Annotated in this window: 14 protein-coding genes; 10 read left to right on the top strand and 4 right to left on the bottom strand. The window is 50.9% G+C overall.

Annotation, left to right across the window (positions count from 1 at the left end):
- Nucleotides 1-63: 63 nt before the first annotated feature.
- Both argS and rocF read right to left on the bottom strand, forming a co-directional pair.
- Entirely contained in the window at nt 64-1,854 is a 1,791-nt protein-coding gene (gene argS, locus D1627_RS17260) for an arginine--tRNA ligase (protein WP_119433517.1), read from the bottom strand.
- A gap of 3 nt (nt 1,855-1,857) precedes the next feature.
- Nucleotides 1,858-2,826, bottom strand: a complete 969-nt coding sequence (rocF, locus tag D1627_RS17265) for an arginase (RefSeq protein ID WP_119433518.1) — start codon at nt 2,824-2,826, stop codon at nt 1,858-1,860.
- 80 nt (nt 2,827-2,906) lie between these two features.
- Between rocF and D1627_RS17270 the strand changes: the two genes are divergently transcribed.
- The gene (locus D1627_RS17270) at nt 2,907-4,301 is read left to right on the top strand and encodes a type III PLP-dependent enzyme domain-containing protein (protein WP_119433519.1); all 1,395 of its coding nucleotides are present in this window, start codon (nt 2,907-2,909) and stop codon (nt 4,299-4,301) included.
- 97 nt (nt 4,302-4,398) lie between these two features.
- On the top strand, nt 4,399-4,563 hold the full coding sequence (locus tag D1627_RS18390; protein ID WP_158607214.1) for a hypothetical protein: 165 nt from the start codon (nt 4,399-4,401) through the stop codon (nt 4,561-4,563).
- 39 nt (nt 4,564-4,602) lie between these two features.
- Here D1627_RS18390 and D1627_RS17280 read toward each other — a convergent pair whose 3' ends face one another.
- On the bottom strand, nt 4,603-5,151 hold the full coding sequence (locus tag D1627_RS17280; protein ID WP_394342587.1) for a D-glycero-alpha-D-manno-heptose-1,7-bisphosphate 7-phosphatase: 549 nt from the start codon (nt 5,149-5,151) through the stop codon (nt 4,603-4,605).
- A gap of 127 nt (nt 5,152-5,278) precedes the next feature.
- Between D1627_RS17280 and hemG the strand changes: the two genes are divergently transcribed.
- The 8 genes from hemG to D1627_RS17320 all read left to right on the top strand — a co-directional run bounded on the left by hemG (nt 5,279) and on the right by D1627_RS17320 (nt 13,752).
- Entirely contained in the window at nt 5,279-6,625 is a 1,347-nt protein-coding gene (hemG, locus tag D1627_RS17285) for a protoporphyrinogen oxidase (protein ID WP_119433522.1), read from the top strand.
- Between the two features lie 17 nt (nt 6,626-6,642).
- On the top strand, nt 6,643-7,377 hold the full coding sequence (locus tag D1627_RS17290; RefSeq protein WP_119433523.1) for a polyprenol monophosphomannose synthase: 735 nt from the start codon (nt 6,643-6,645) through the stop codon (nt 7,375-7,377).
- A 186-nt stretch (nt 7,378-7,563) separates the two neighbouring features.
- Complete coding sequence (locus D1627_RS17295; RefSeq protein WP_119433524.1) at nt 7,564-8,508, top strand: TerC family protein; 945 nt, start codon at nt 7,564-7,566, stop codon at nt 8,506-8,508.
- Between the two features lie 333 nt (nt 8,509-8,841).
- Nucleotides 8,842-9,948 carry a chorismate mutase gene (locus D1627_RS17300; RefSeq protein ID WP_119433525.1) on the top strand — a complete coding sequence of 369 codons (1,107 nt, stop codon included), beginning with the start codon at nt 8,842-8,844 and terminating at the stop codon, nt 9,946-9,948.
- A 220-nt stretch (nt 9,949-10,168) separates the two neighbouring features.
- Nucleotides 10,169-11,029, top strand: coding sequence for a prephenate dehydratase (locus D1627_RS17305; RefSeq protein WP_119433526.1), 861 nt, complete (start codon nt 10,169-10,171; stop codon nt 11,027-11,029).
- Nucleotides 11,030-11,034: 5 nt separating this feature from the next.
- Entirely contained in the window at nt 11,035-12,216 is a 1,182-nt protein-coding gene (locus D1627_RS17310; protein ID WP_119433527.1) for a pyridoxal phosphate-dependent aminotransferase, read from the top strand.
- A gap of 2 nt (nt 12,217-12,218) precedes the next feature.
- The gene (locus tag D1627_RS17315; RefSeq protein WP_119433528.1) at nt 12,219-13,349 is read left to right on the top strand and encodes a chorismate mutase; all 1,131 of its coding nucleotides are present in this window, start codon (nt 12,219-12,221) and stop codon (nt 13,347-13,349) included.
- Nucleotides 13,350-13,425: 76 nt separating this feature from the next.
- Nucleotides 13,426-13,752 carry a DUF3817 domain-containing protein gene (locus tag D1627_RS17320; protein WP_119433529.1) on the top strand — a complete coding sequence of 109 codons (327 nt, stop codon included), beginning with the start codon at nt 13,426-13,428 and terminating at the stop codon, nt 13,750-13,752.
- 130 nt (nt 13,753-13,882) lie between these two features.
- Here the strand turns inward: D1627_RS17320 and D1627_RS17325 are convergent, their stop codons facing one another.
- The gene (locus D1627_RS17325) at nt 13,883-14,905 is read right to left on the bottom strand and encodes a bile acid:sodium symporter family protein (protein WP_199688464.1); all 1,023 of its coding nucleotides are present in this window, start codon (nt 14,903-14,905) and stop codon (nt 13,883-13,885) included.
- Between the last annotated feature and the right edge of the window lie 40 nt (nt 14,906-14,945).

Consider the following 14,945-nt stretch of genomic DNA (forward strand, 5'->3'; position numbering starts at 1 on the left):
GCGCTAAACTTTGTTATGCGGGCATCAGGATTTATACTTTAAAACCTGATGCCCGCTTTATACTTACATTCTCTCCGGAACGGCAATGCCCAGCAGGTTCATACTTTCGCGCACGAAACGCGCCACCATCGCTGATAAAGCAATGCGGAAGCTGCGCGCCTGCTCATCGGTTTCGTTAAAGATGGAGATCTCCTGGTAGAAACGGTTGTATGATTTTGCCAGCTCGTATGCGTAGTTGGCTATTACCGATGGGGCATACAGGTTGCCAGCCTCCTTAACTACCGCCGGGAAGTTTACCAGTTGCGTGATCACGTCCTGCTCCACTTCGTGCAGGTTCTCAAAGTTTTCGAAAGAGGCGGTATCCACACTGATGCCCATTTCGCCGGCTTTGCGAAGTATGGCCGAGATACGGGCGTGGGTGTACTGCACAAACGGACCTGTGTTTCCACGGAAATCAATAGACTCCTGCGGGTTAAACAGCATGCGCTTACGCGGGTCTACTTTCAGGAGGAAGTATTTAAGGGCGCCTAGAGCCAAAGTATGGTATAGCTCGTTTGCCTGCTCTGGTGTAAAGCCTTCTATCTTGCCCAGTTCCTCGGTCTGCTGGCGCGCCGTGTCAATCATTTCCTGCACCAGTTCATCGGCATCCACCACCGTTCCCTCACGCGACTTCATCTTGCCCGATGGCAGGTCTACCATGCCGTAAGATAGGTGGTAAATACCTTCTGCGTATGGTTTGCCCAGCTTTTTGAGCGCAGCCTTCAGCACCTGGAAGTGATAGTTCTGCTCATCGGCCACTACGTAAACCGACTGGTCGTACGGGAAGTCGTCATACTTTAGCTGTGCCGTGCCGAGGTCCTGGGTAATGTATACCGAGGTTCCGTCTGCGCGAAGAAGCAGCTTCTCATCCAGGCCATCGCCGGTCAGGTCTACCCATACCGAGCCGTTCTCTTTTTTAAAGAACACTTCTTTATGAAGGCCTTCCTCTACCAGCTCCTTGCCTAAAGTATAGGTTTCGGACTCGTAGTAATATTTATCGAAATCCACCCCGATGTTGCGGTAGGTTTCGTCGAAGCCGTCGTATACCCAGCCGTTCATCATTTTCCAGAGGTTCACGACCTGCTCGTCGCCTTGCTCCCATTTCAGCAGCATGTCCTGAGCCTCAAGCATCCAAGGGGCTTTTTTCTTGGCCTCCTCTTTGTCCATGCCCTGCGCCACCAGCTCGTCGATCTGCTCTTTGTACTGCTTATCGAACAGCACATAGTACTTGCCGGCTAGGTGGTCGCCTTTCATGCCGCTGCTTTCCGGCGTCTCGCCGTTGCCCAGCTTCTCATAAGCCAGCATCGACTTGCAGATATGTATGCCGCGGTCGTTTACCAGGTTCACCTTCATTACCTCGTGGCCATTCGCTTTCAGGATCTCGGACACAGAGTAGCCCAGGAAGTTATTGCGCAGGTGGCCCAGGTGCAGCGGCTTGTTGGTGTTTGGCGAGGAGTACTCTACCATTACATTGCGGCCGCTTGGCTCGCCATAGCCATACTTCGGGTTAGCCATAATGCCACGGAACAAGCGGAGCCACTCCTGCTCAGGCACTTCCAGGTTCAGGAAGCCTTTCACCACGTTAAAGTCTTTTACCTCGGCGGCAGTTTCTTTCAGGTACTCTCCCAGGGCCTGCCCTATCTGCTCGGGGCCTTTGCCCACCTGCTTGGTGTACGGGAAGGTTACAAAGGTAAAGGAGCCGGCAAATTCCTTGCGGGTAGGCTGCAAAGCAATCTGGGTGGCGTCAACGGTTATTCCGAAAACAGCATGCAGGGCTTGGCTGATGCTCTGGCTAATGGCGTTTTGAAGTTGCATTACTTATTTGGCTGTACTTTTAGATTCTCGGTGTAAAATTGCGTCGGTGGCGGCCTCTAATATATCAAAGGCGTTCTCGGCCATCGTATTCTCGGTATCAAGGGTCGGGTTGATCTCCGTCATCTCGTAGCACACCACGCGCGGGTCCTGCAGCAGCAGGTAGTTAAGCTCTTTAGCCTGCGTTACGGTAAGCCCAGTGGCAACCGGTGTGCCCGTTCCTTTGGAGAACTTCGAGTCCAGGCTGTCCACATCGAACGATACGTAGATAATATCGCAGTCCTTGAGGCGGTCTATGGCTTCCTCGGCCACGCGCGGAATGCCTTTGCTGTTTACCTCATTGTAAGTAAAGTTCTTGATGCCATACTTGCTGATAAAGTAATCTTCGGGCTCCTCGGTGTCGCGTACTACAATGTATACCAGGTGCTCCGGCTTTAGTTTAGGGCCGTCGAAACCCAGTTTTTTAAGGGCATTCCAGAAGAACACGGTTTCCGGTTCCGGGTCGTTTATCTGGCGGTCCAGGTTATCCACGTTCAGGGCCATGGCCAGTGGCATGCCGTGCACGTTACCCGACGGAGATGTATACGGCGAGTGGATGTCGGCGTGCGCGTCAATCCAGATCACGCCTAATGTTTTATCAGGGTGAGCGGCTTTTATACCAGCGATAGTACCGTGTGCGTTAGAATGATCTCCGGCCAGCACCAGCGGAAACATGCCCATCTTAATGGTCTGCTCCACGGTATTGGCAATGTTTTTCTGCACAGCCAGGATACTGTCTATGCGGTGAGCGTTCGGAAATACATCCTTGTCAAATAAAGTATAGTTTAAATCTGGTACACTAACAGAGTTAAAGCGCTTGAAGTAATCTGACCCTTTGTCCCAGCAAGCAACGCGCAGTGCCTCAATACCCATGCTGGCTCCACGTGTTCCGGCCCCCAGCTCAGACCTGACTTCAATCAGTTTTACTTTTTTCATACTTTTTAAACAAACTTTTTGCAAAGATGGTAAAATACAATCAATATTGCATGTTTTCTTAATTTCCCCTAACCAACAGAATGGATAAATATACCGACCTCATTCATCAAACTTTTGACTTCCCCACCACAGAATTTCAAGTAGAGAATAATGAGTTAATGTTCAATGGCATCCCCTTGATGGACATCATTAAACAATACGGCACTCCGCTGAAACTGACTTACTTGCCGAAGATAAGTTCGCAGATCCAGAAAGCGAAACGCTTGTTTAAGGAAGGTATGGAAAAGCTTGATTACAAGGGCACTTATACCTACTGCTATTGCACCAAGGCCTCGCACTTTTCTTTTGTGCTGGAAGAAGCCTTGAAAAACGACATCCACATCGAAACGTCGTCGGGCTACGATATGCAGATTGTGCGGTCGTTGTATAACAAAGGCAAGATCAATAAGAATACCTACATCGTTTGCAACGGCTTTAAGCGCGAGCGGTACCGCCACTGGATTTCTGAGCTGATAAATGAGGGCTTCGTAAATTGCATGCCAATCCTGGACCACTTGGGGGAAATAGACTATTATAAAGAGCACGTTAAAGAGAAAACGAAGGTAGGTATACGCCTTGCCTCTGACGAGGAGCCAAAGTTTGAGTTTTATACTTCGCGCCTGGGCGTGCGCTATAACGATGTAATAGACCTATATGAGCAGCAGATTAAGCCAGACCCTAAGTTTGAGCTAAAGATGTTGCATTATTTCATCAACACGGGCATTAAGGACACATCGTATTACTGGTCTGAGCTAAGCCGCTTTGTGCACAAGTATGCCGAGGTGAAGAAAGTATGCCCAGAGCTTGACACTATTGATATTGGCGGTGGCTTTCCGATTAAAACCTCCATCCAATCGGAGTACGATTACCAGTACATGACCGAGGAGATCCTGCGCACCATTAAGCGCATCTGCACCGAGGAAGGCGTGCCGGAGCCAAACATCTTTACCGAGTTCGGGATATTTACCGTGGGCGAAAGTGCGGCAAACATCTACTCTATCCTGGATGAGAAGCTGCAGAACGATAAGGAACTATGGTACATGATTGATGGTTCGTTTATTACAAATCTGCCGGATGCCTGGGCCCTGAACCAACGCTGGCCTTTGCTGGCCGTGAATCATTGGGACAAGGAATACCGTAAGATACAAATAGGCGGAATGACCTGCGATAGCCAGGATTATTACAACTCTGAGATGCACTCGTTCCAGGTGTTTTTACCGAAGTCCCCAAAGAAAGAGCCGCTTTATATTGGCTTCTTCCACACAGGGGCTTACCAGGAGCAGTTGAGCGGTTACGGTGGCATTAAGCATTGCCTCATCCCATCGCCACAACATATTCTGGTAGATCGCGACGAAAACGGAGAACTTAAAACCTGGCAGTTCGCGCCAGAGCAATCCAGCGAATCAATGATGCGTATACTCGGCTACGAAGTATAGTATAATATAGTGAAATCGAAGTTTTTACCTGGGTTGTTTTGCTTTTAAAGTATTTAGACTATTTTTGATGCAGAATCTTCCAAAACATTACAACAACATGAAGAAAGTAATTTTAATGGGTACCCTATGCCTGGCGCTTGGCATGGCCTCTTGCAAAACCTACTGCCCTGCGTACAGCTACGCCAAGGATAAGAACCCAGTAAAAGAAACCACTGCGGTGGCCTCCTCATCGGAGCAGGCTACTGACAAAGTGAACAGCTAAGCTACACGGAAGAACTAGACCATATGCAAAAAACCGGCTCTACGCCGGTTTTTTTGTGCTTTTTAGTATAACCTGACTTGCTTCCCATAGGTCCTGCACCTGCCAATTATGCGCTCCCGGCTCATACTTATCACCGACAAGTATAGCCTTTACGCCTACCTTCTCCGCTGCCTCCAGATCGCGCAAAGAGTCGCCTACCATCCACGATTCCTCCGAATCTATATTATACTTTGCAATGGCTTTTTCCAGCATCAAACTATCCGGTTTGCGCGCCAGGGAAGCCGAATAATTAGGGTGGTTTGGTGCAAAATAAATTGCATCGATTTGTGCCCTGCATGTCTCCTGCAGTTTCTGGTGGCATGCTAAAACATGCGCTTTTCGGTACAATCCTTTGGCAATGCCAGCCTGGTTGGTAATAACTATCAGCAGGTAGCCATGCTGCTTTAGCTGGGCCAGCGCCTCCGGTACCCCGGATATCACCTCAAAATCCTCAGGCAGGTAAGTATACTCGCCGCGCTCACGGTTCAGTACACCGTCACGGTCCAGGAAAACGCATTTTTGCTTTTGCATCCAATTTTTATTATCGATATAACGAACGCTAATTTACTATTTTTTACGTTTTGCCTGAAACTAGCCTGTTTGCACCTTACTTTGCAGCGCCGGGCCCGTAAACTACAATAGATCCACAGTACAATTTGACCAAAGCAGCAGAAACATGAGAGTAGCCATAGTAGGGGCCGGGATATCGGGGTTAGCGCTGGCGTATTATCTCCAGAAGCGTGGCATCCCCTACGATTTGTTTGAGGCTGGCTCACAGGCGGGCGGTAACATGCGCTCTGTTAAAGTTGGCGATTGCCTGCTGGAGCTTGGGCCAAACTCCCTGCAAGCCTGCGACGAGCTCGATGAGTTGATCCGGGAGTTGAAGTTGGAGCAGGAGGTATTGCCAGCTGCCCTACCAAGTAACCAACGGTACGTGCTCCGCGATGGACACTATCATCAATTGCCTTCTACCCCCTTCTCGCTGCTTTCTAACAACTTCTTTTGCTGGCATACAAAGTACCGCATCCTGCAGGAGCGGCACATCCCGCCTGCAGATTATGACTATGAAACGATCTCTCAGTTTTTTGAGCGCCGCTTTGGGGCCGGAGTGGTTGACTATGCAGTAAACCCGTTTATAACAGGCATGTATGCCGGAGACTCTTCTAAACTACTGCTCCGAAAGGCTTTTCCGCAGCTGAAGCAGATGGAGAAGACTCACGGCTCTGTGCTCAAAGGTTTAGCAGAAGCAAGCAAGAATGATCATAACCGTGATGTATTCTCCTTTAAGAACGGAATGCATACCTTGCCTGAGGCCATCGCGCAAAAGCTTATCTCGCTGCACACAGAACACCGGGTAGACATGATTACCCGCAGCCAGGGCAAATACGTTATTAGCTGCTCCTCCCCCTCCGACACAGACACCGAAGAGTATAACCTGCTGGTGCTGGCGCTGCCTGCGTACAAAGCCGCCGACTTGCTGCATTACACCTTCCCGGGTATGGCAGCCGCTATGCAAAATATACATTACCCGCCGCTTGCCGTGGTACACACAGCCTATAACCGCCGCGATGTCTATAATAAAATGGATGGTTTTGGTGTGTTGCACCCCAAGGCAGAAGATGCTTTTAGCGCAGGCTCGCTTTGGAGCAGCTCTGCTTTTAGCGGGCGCTGCAGGCCGCATGAGGTACTTTTTACCACGTTTGTTGGCGGGGCACAGTCAGAGCATCACGCCCGCACAGAGCGCACCATACTTATGCGACAGGTGCATCAGGAGCTAAAAGAGCTGCACGGAATTGGCGCTGACAAGCCAAATTTCCAGCATGCGCACCTTTGGGAGCATTCTATTCCGCAGTACGACATGCACATAGAGGATGCCCATACTATGGCTGAGGGTTTAGAGGCTGAAGGCATGTTCATCGCAGCCAACTGGTACTGTGGCGTATCGGTGCCGAGCTGTATAAGGGCGGCAAAGGAACTGGCCCATAAAATTAATTTGAAATTGCCCCATGCCCTCAATAGCTGATTAGCTATATTTGAACCATGAAAGATTCGTTGGTGATTATCCCAACATATAACGAGCGGGAGAACATTGAGGCTATGGTCCGTAAGGTGATGTCTTTGGCACACCCCTTCGACCTGTTGATTGTAGATGATAGCTCCCCTGACGGCACCCCGGACATAGTGTTGCAGCTGCAGCAAGAATTTCCGGGGCGCTTGCACCTGGAAATCCGCAAGGGCAAGCTTGGCCTGGGCACTGCCTATATCCACGGGTTTAACTATGCCCTGCGCCACGGCTATGAGTTCATCTTTGAGATGGATGCCGATTTCTCGCACAACCCCGAAGACTTGGTTCGCCTCTATCACGCCTGCGCCACCGAAGGCTACGATGTAGCCATTGGCAGCCGCTATGTGCAGGGAGTGAACGTAGTGAACTGGCCCATGAGCCGCGTGCTCATGTCATACTTTGCCAGCTCCTATGTGCGCGTTATCACAGGCATGCCTATCCACGACACGACTGCCGGCTTTAAGTGCTACCGCCGCAAGGTGCTGGAAACCATTCAGTTGAACAAAATTCGTTTTGTGGGGTATGCCTTCCAAATCGAGATGAAGTTCCTGGCTTACAAATATGGTTTTAAGATAAAAGAGGTTCCGATCATTTTTACGGACCGCACCAAGGGTATCTCTAAAATGTCGTCGGGAATTTTCAAGGAAGCTGTTATGGGCGTCCTTAAGATGAAGGTAAACAGCTACTTCCGCCATTTCGATCGTTATTAGTGTATACTTGCTGCACTGTTTTTCAGTACGCATACTCCGGTAATATAGGGTTGAACCTTGCCTCTCCCTCAGAAAAAAATAATTTAGGAAAACAGCTACTAACGCATCAAATTCAAACTAAATTTACAGGTTCTGGTATAGTATATTTCATCAGCTTTTTGAAAAAAACGCGCCACCCTTACCTGTATGGATCAACTGGTTTTCTGGATTGTTTTTAATGCGTTTGTCCTGCTGCTGCTTGCGCTCGATTTGTTTGTGTTCCACCGTAAAGAGCATGAGGTAAAAATCAAGGAGGCCTTGCTATGGAGTTTGTTCTGGGTTCTTCTCTCCCTCGGCTTTAACGCATTAATTTATTACTGGGAAGGCCCGGCTGCTGCCCTGGAGTTCCTGACGGGCTACCTGATCGAAAAATCGCTGAGCGTAGATAACCTGTTCGTTTTCATCCTGATTTTCAATTTCTTTAAAGTTCCGCTAAAATATCAGCATAAGATTCTATTCTGGGGAATAATCGGGGCATTGGTACTGCGCGGCATGTTTATACTTGTAGGCGTGACCCTGATCGCTAAATTTCATTTCATCATTTACATACTTGGCGCCTTCTTGGTGTTTACGGGCATTAAGATGGCTTTCTCGCATGGCGATGAAGAAATTCATCCCGAGCAAAACCCGTTGGTTAGCTGGGTAAGCAAGCATATCCGCATTACGAAATCGCCGGTTGGCGGCAAGTTTTTTACTAAGATTGATAACAAGTGGTTTGCCACGCCGCTCTTCCTGGTGCTGGTGATGGTCGAGAGCACCGATGTGGTTTTTGCCGCTGACTCTATCCCGGCCATACTTGCCATCTCCAAAGACCCGTTCATTGTGTACACTTCTAACGTGTTTGCCTTGCTTGGCCTGCGGGCTTTATACTTTGCGCTTGCCGGCATTATGCAGCTCTTCCACTACCTGCACTATGGCCTCTCGGTTATACTTGTGTTCATCGGCGCCAAACTCCTGCTCAGCGACCTGGTAGAGATTGACATGCGTTACGCGCTGTTGGTAGTTGGCGCTATTCTGGTCATTTCCGTTATCGCCTCGCTGCTTTTCCCAAAGAATAAAGAAGAACTTCCAAAGCCACCTGTAAAGCAATAAAACACTGGTTATCAGGCACGGAACCATGTTGGTATGCATCCATCCTGAAAAAATATTTTTTGCGATAAATTTGCATTTATACCTACTTTTAGTTTTACTTGCTGAAAATTAGAACAAAGACATGCTTCAACTACTGGCCTGCATTTATAATACTAACTCCTTTAAGGTGCCTCATCCGGGGCTTCCGAAGTAGTATATTTGTGCAGCATTATTAGTTGTAACCAATACGCCACCAAGGGAGCCCCGCCACAAGCGGGGCTCTTTTGTTTTAAACCTATTTTTAACCAAAATCTACAAGAAACACCAAAAGAAGATTTTTTAACATGCAAAACCATGAAAGCAAGTAGAACACCCATCAATGTAGCACAGAAAAGCAGTTTCCGACACGCAGACGGAAAGCTGGTGCTGATTGCTGGACCATGCAGTGCCGAAAGCGAAGAACAGATGTTAACCACAGCCCAGCAGCTAAAGGCCATTAATGGCATTACGGTGTTCAGGGCGGGTATCTGGAAATCGCGCACACGCCCCAACTCGTTTAAGGGCGTCGGTACGGTGGGGCTACAGTGGCTTGACATGGTGAAAAAAGAAACCGGCCTGCGCACCTCCTGCGAGGTAGCCAATGCACAGCATGCCGAAGAAGCCATGAAGTATGGCGCAGACATCCTGAGCATAAGCGGGCGCGCTACGGTTAACCCTTTCGCCATGGAGGAGATTGCCGCTGCCCTTAAAGGCACCGATATGCCTGTGCTGGTAAACAACCCCGTTTACCCAGACCTGCGCCTGTGGCTGGGTGCCCTGGAGCGCCTTAACCATGCCGACATAACCGACCTTGGCGTGATAAACCGTGGCTTTACTGCAGACGAGCAGTACCCGTACCGCAGCCACCCGCGCTGGGACCACATGCTGCAGTTGCAGGAAATGCACCCGGAGCTGCCTATCCTCTGCGACCCTAGCCACATTGCCGGCCGCCGCAGCCTGTTGTACCCGGTAAGCCAGAAAGCCGTGGATCTGGGCGCAGACGGGCTGTTGTTTGAGTCGCACATGAACCCTGCCGCAGCCCTTAGCAGCCCACAGCAGCAGCTGATGCCACAGGAACTGGATTTGCTGATCAACGCCATCCAAACAAAGGTGAAACTGGACGGCACTAACAAACTGGTAGAGCAGCTCGACGACCTGAGCCAGCAAATGGACAGCGTGGACAAGGCTTTGGTAGACCTGTTGCTACGCCGCCGCGAGGTTTCCCAGAAAATAAGCCTCCACCAGATGGGCGATGTGCAGGAAAGCCTGCAAGGAAACCGCTGGCAGCAGGAACTGGATACCTGGTTGCAGCGCGAGGACTATACCGACATGGACAGCAGCTTTGTAAAAACCCTGATGGAGGCGCTGCAGCAACACCGCCAAAGCGCGCAAGGCATTATAGGTTCTTCGGCTGTGGCTTAAAAATGATCTTTTTATTTGATTGATAAATTAAAAGCCCTAGTTTTAGAAACTCAATAAGTATAAACACATGTCGCACAGCACATTTTATTTTAGCTATTACTTTTTTGGTTCTCCGCCGGGGCTCCACAGGTAAAGCTATTGTGTTTGCAACATAACAAAGTATAAACCAGAGAAGCCCCGCCAACAGCGGGGCTTTTTCTTTTTAAGATCATTTAGAAAAATGAAGACACCAACTAAAATAGCCATACAGGGTGGCCCGGCCTCCTTCCACGACGCAGCCGCACGTTTACTCAGCTCGAAGGAAAGCGCCATCGAGATCCTGCCTTGCACCACTTTCCGAAGTCTGTGCCAAATGCTTTGCGCTGGTGAGTCTGCCCTAGCTGTAATGGCCATAGAGAACACACTGGCCGGAAGCCTGCTGCCAAACTATACGTTGCTGCAGGAGCACAACCTACACATAAGCGCAGAAGTATGGTTACCGATTGATCAATGCCTGATGGCACTACCGGGCCAGGATGTAGCAGAAATTCATACGGTTGTATCGCATCCGGTGGCGCTGATGCAATGCAGCAGTTTCTTTAATCAGCATCCGCACCTTACACCCCGGGAAGCCCATGACACCGCTGACAGCGCGAAAGCCATTCGGGAGCAGCAACTAAGTGGCACGGCAGCCATTGCCGGTAAAGCCGCCGCCGAACTGTATGGCCTGGCGCTGCTGGCCGAAAACATCGCCGACACATCGCAGAACTTTACACGTTTTTTACTGCTGCACCGGGAACAGCCAGAGCAGACACTAACGGCAAACAAAGCCATACTTTGCTTCCAAAAGCCACTGCACACCGCCACGCTTACCCTGGTGCTTAGCCTGCTCCAGAAACATGAGGTGGAAGTGAGCTTGCTCCAAACCTTACCCGCTGCAGACTCAGGGAACAGCCTAGTAGCCGAACTGGAAGCCGCAACCAAAGAGCAACTGCAGGAAGCCATCGCGCAAATCAGGCCATTGGTGGAGGGCCTGCAGGTGTTAGGCATACTTCAGAAAGCTGAGCTACCAGAACAAAAACAAACAGCAGCTATACTTTAAAAGCGATGATCATTCCGAAAGCAAACAGGCTGCAACAGGTGCAGGAGTACTACTTCTCGCGCAAACTGGCTGAGGTGCGCGCCTTGCAGGTCGAAGGCAGCGCTATAATAAACCTGGGCATCGGGAGTCCCGATATGGCGCCATCCGCTGAAACCATTGACGCGCTTGAGCAGTCTGCCCGGCAGCCGCAAAACCATGGCTATCAGCCGTACAATGGCACGGCCAGGCTTAGGCAAGCCATGCAGCAGTGGTACGCGCAAGTATACCAGGTAACGCTGACACCCGACGAAGTGCTGCCGCTGGCCGGATCCAAAGAGGGTATTTTCCATACTTCCATGGCTTTCCTGAATCCCGGCGATAAAGTGCTGGTGCCTAACCCCGGTTACCCGGCCTACGCCACAGCCGCCCGCCTGGCCGGTGCCGAAGCCGTGACTTATACCTTGGAGGAAGCAACAGGCTGGCTCCCGCAACGGGATGAGTTGGAAAAACTAGTAGCGCAAGGCGGCTACAAGCTACTCTGGATAAACTATCCGCACATGCCCACAGGCAGGGCCGCCACCCGCGATACCTTGGCGTGGTTGGTAGAGTTTAGCCAGAAGCACAACTTGCTGCTCATCAATGATAACCCATACAGCCTGGTTTTGCACAAGCAAGAGCCACTGAGCCTGCTAAGTATACCTAGCGCCAAAGAAAATTGCCTGGAGCTAAACTCACTCAGTAAATCGCATAATATGGCTGGCTGGCGAGTGGGCATGGTGCTGGGCCACCCGGCTTACCTGCAAGCCATACTTGCCGTGAAAAGCAACCTGGATTCTGGCCAGCTTTTGCCTGTGCAGGAAGCCGCTATAGCCGCCCTACAGAACAGCCATGCCTGGCATGCGGCGCGCAATACCGTGTATGCCGAACGGCAGCAACTGGCCCATCAACTTGTAAGCGAACTGGGTTGCAGCTTCAGCCCGGGGCAGATTGGCATGTTTGTTTGGGCACGCGTGCCGGATGCGGTGGCAGATGTGGAACAGTTCCTTGACCAGATACTGTACGAGCAAGGCATCTTCCTGACACCCGGAAAGATCTTCGGAAGCCAGGGAGAACGCTACCTGCGGGTATCGCTTTGCGCACCTGCCGCACAGTTAAAAGAAGCTATCAAAAGATTAAAATCAACTAAAGAAACCATAACACAAGTATAACCATGAGCGCATCTAACAACACACTAAACATAGTTGCCAAAACGAAGATCTTAAACGGCGGGCCGCTGCCAACCGTAATTGCCGGGCCATGCAGTGCCGAGTCTGAGGAGCAAATGCTGCAAACGGCCCATGAACTGAAGAAAGACCACCGCGTTTCCATATTCAGAGCCGGGATCTGGAAGCCCCGCACCCGCCCGGGCATGTTTGAGGGGGTTGGCACCGTAGGCCTGGAGTGGCTTAAAACCGTGAAGCAGGAAACCGGGTTGCTTACCGCCGTAGAAGTTGCCAACACGCAGCACGTAGAAGAGGCCCTGAAACATGGCGTGGACATACTTTGGGTGGGAGCCCGCACTACAGTAAACCCGTTCTCGGTGCAGGAGGTGGCCGACGCGCTGCAAGGCGTGGATGTGCCGGTGCTGGTAAAGAACCCTGTAAATCCCGACATTCAGCTTTGGCTGGGTGCCTTGGAGCGCCTTAACCGTGCCGGCATTACAGATCTGGGCTTGATACACCGCGGATTTTCCACGCCTAACAACAAGCCTTACCGCAACCACCCCAAGTGGCAAACCATACAAGAGATCCGAAACCTTGCTCCGGGCATTCCGCTACTCTGCGACCCTAGCCATATTGCCGGCCGCCGCGATCTGCTGGAAACCGTGAGTCAGCAGGCACTGCACCTGGGTGTTGATGGCCTGATGATCGAAACGCACACTAACCCCGACGTGGCCCTTAGCGATGCCTCGCAGCAGGTAACGCCTGCCGGCCTCGACAAGCTGCTGACCGCTCTGGACCTGGAATCGGAGCGGGTGGCGCAGCCGGAGCAACTGCAGGATTTACGTAGCCTCATCGACAAACTGGACAACGAACTGCTCAACGTGCTTTTCCTGCGCAGCGATGTTTCCAAGCGCATTGGCGAGTACAAGCGCGCCAACAACCTGGATATTTACCAGGCAAGCCGCTGGCAACAGATTTTGGAGAACCGCCAGAAAATAGCCGCCGATACCGGCCTGGACAGCGATTTCGTGAAAGCCATTTTCGATACGATTCACAGCTTCTCGCTTGGCATCCAGAACGAGGTGTTTGCCACGCAGCCAGCACCTCAGCAGGATACTGTTGCCTCATCAAAATCATAAAAGCTTATTTGTAAGGCACGTTTTGTACCTTTGGGCTGTTGCAAGGCAGCAACATTTACCAAGAATTCAAGTTCCGATGAAAACTCCGATCTCGCGCCTGCGCACAGTGGGCATTTATGAAGGCATCTCATACCTGCTGCTGCTTGGTATAGCCATGCCGCTAAAGTATGTGTTTGACATGCCGCTTTTAGTGAAGTATGTAGGCTGGGCGCACGGTGTGCTGTTTGTGCTATACATGGTGGCGCTGCTGCAGGTGGTGCTCGTGCATCGCTGGTCGTTGTGGAAAGCCGCTGCGGGTGTTATTGCCTCGCTCCTACCCTTCGGCCCGTTTATACTTGATAAAAAACTGCTCGATAAAGAAGAAGCCGCTGCCCAGGCTAGCCGGCAAAAGCAGATGGCTTAAGTATAAGATCCATCAAAACCAGAAAGAGCCCACCCGCAGATCGTTGCAGGTGGGCTCTTCTGGTTAAGTATAGAAAGTTAGCTTGCGGATTGATTTCTGAACTCAGGGCGCAAGTATAAATTGATGTTGGCTACTGGGTTGCAGAGCGGTTTTTACGTGCCTCGGATTGCGCAATAATGCTGGCGGCAAGCAACTGCAGGGCGTGGTACATCATGATCGGGAGCAGGATGATGCCCGCCATGGTAGCCCCCGGAAAAAGCACCTTCGACATAACCGTGCCGTGCACCAGCGATTTCTTGGAGCCGCAGAAGATAGCCGTGATCTGGTTCTCGCGGTTAAAGCCTAGCAATTTGGTAATGCCAAAAATCAGGCTGTACACCAAAAAGAACAAGCCTACCATAGCGCCGCCAAGTATAAGTATATCCGTCAGGGCAAAGCCACTGAACATTTTGCGCGCAAACGACTCGCAGAACGAAGTATAAACGATCAGCAAAATAATAACCTGGTCAAACACGCGGAGCCGGCCTTTGTTGCGCTCCGCAAAACCTCCCCAGAACCGGTGCAGCATAATACCCAGCACCACAGGCAGTAACACCTGAAGTATAAGTTTGCCCATCACGGTCCAGATATCAAACCCTTCGGTGCTGCTTGTCAGGAACAGGCCCATCCAGAGCGGTGTGATAAAAATACCCATCAGGCTGGAGATGCTGGCGTTAAAAATGGCCCCCGGAATGTTGCCCCCGGCAATCGAAACCATTACCACCGAAGAAGAAACCGTAGAGGGCAGCGCCGCCAAATAAAACACGCCCAGCCACAACAGCTCCTGCGGCGTGTCCTTAAAGAAAGTATGCAGCGGCAAAACCAGCAGCGGGAAAAGTATGAACGTGCTTAGCTGCACCACCACATGCAGGCGCCAGTTACTCAGGCCGGAGCCTAACTTCTCGGGGCTGAGCCGCAAGCCGTAAAAGAAAAAGATCACCGATACGCCATAGCTGGCAATATCGCCCAGCGAAATGGGCTCGCGGTCTACGCCAAGCTGCGGCCACAGGTAGGCCAGAAATATCATACTGATCAGGGCCAGCAGAAACCAGTCCAGACCAAGGCGGGCAGCCAGGGCTGCTGCACGGGGCAAAAGCCCCACAGGTTGTGCCATATTATACTTTATTACAAGGGCAAGTATACACAATCTTGCT

This window comes from Pontibacter oryzae, assembly GCF_003576375.1.
GTDB classification, from domain to species: domain Bacteria; phylum Bacteroidota; class Bacteroidia; order Cytophagales; family Hymenobacteraceae; genus Pontibacter; species Pontibacter oryzae.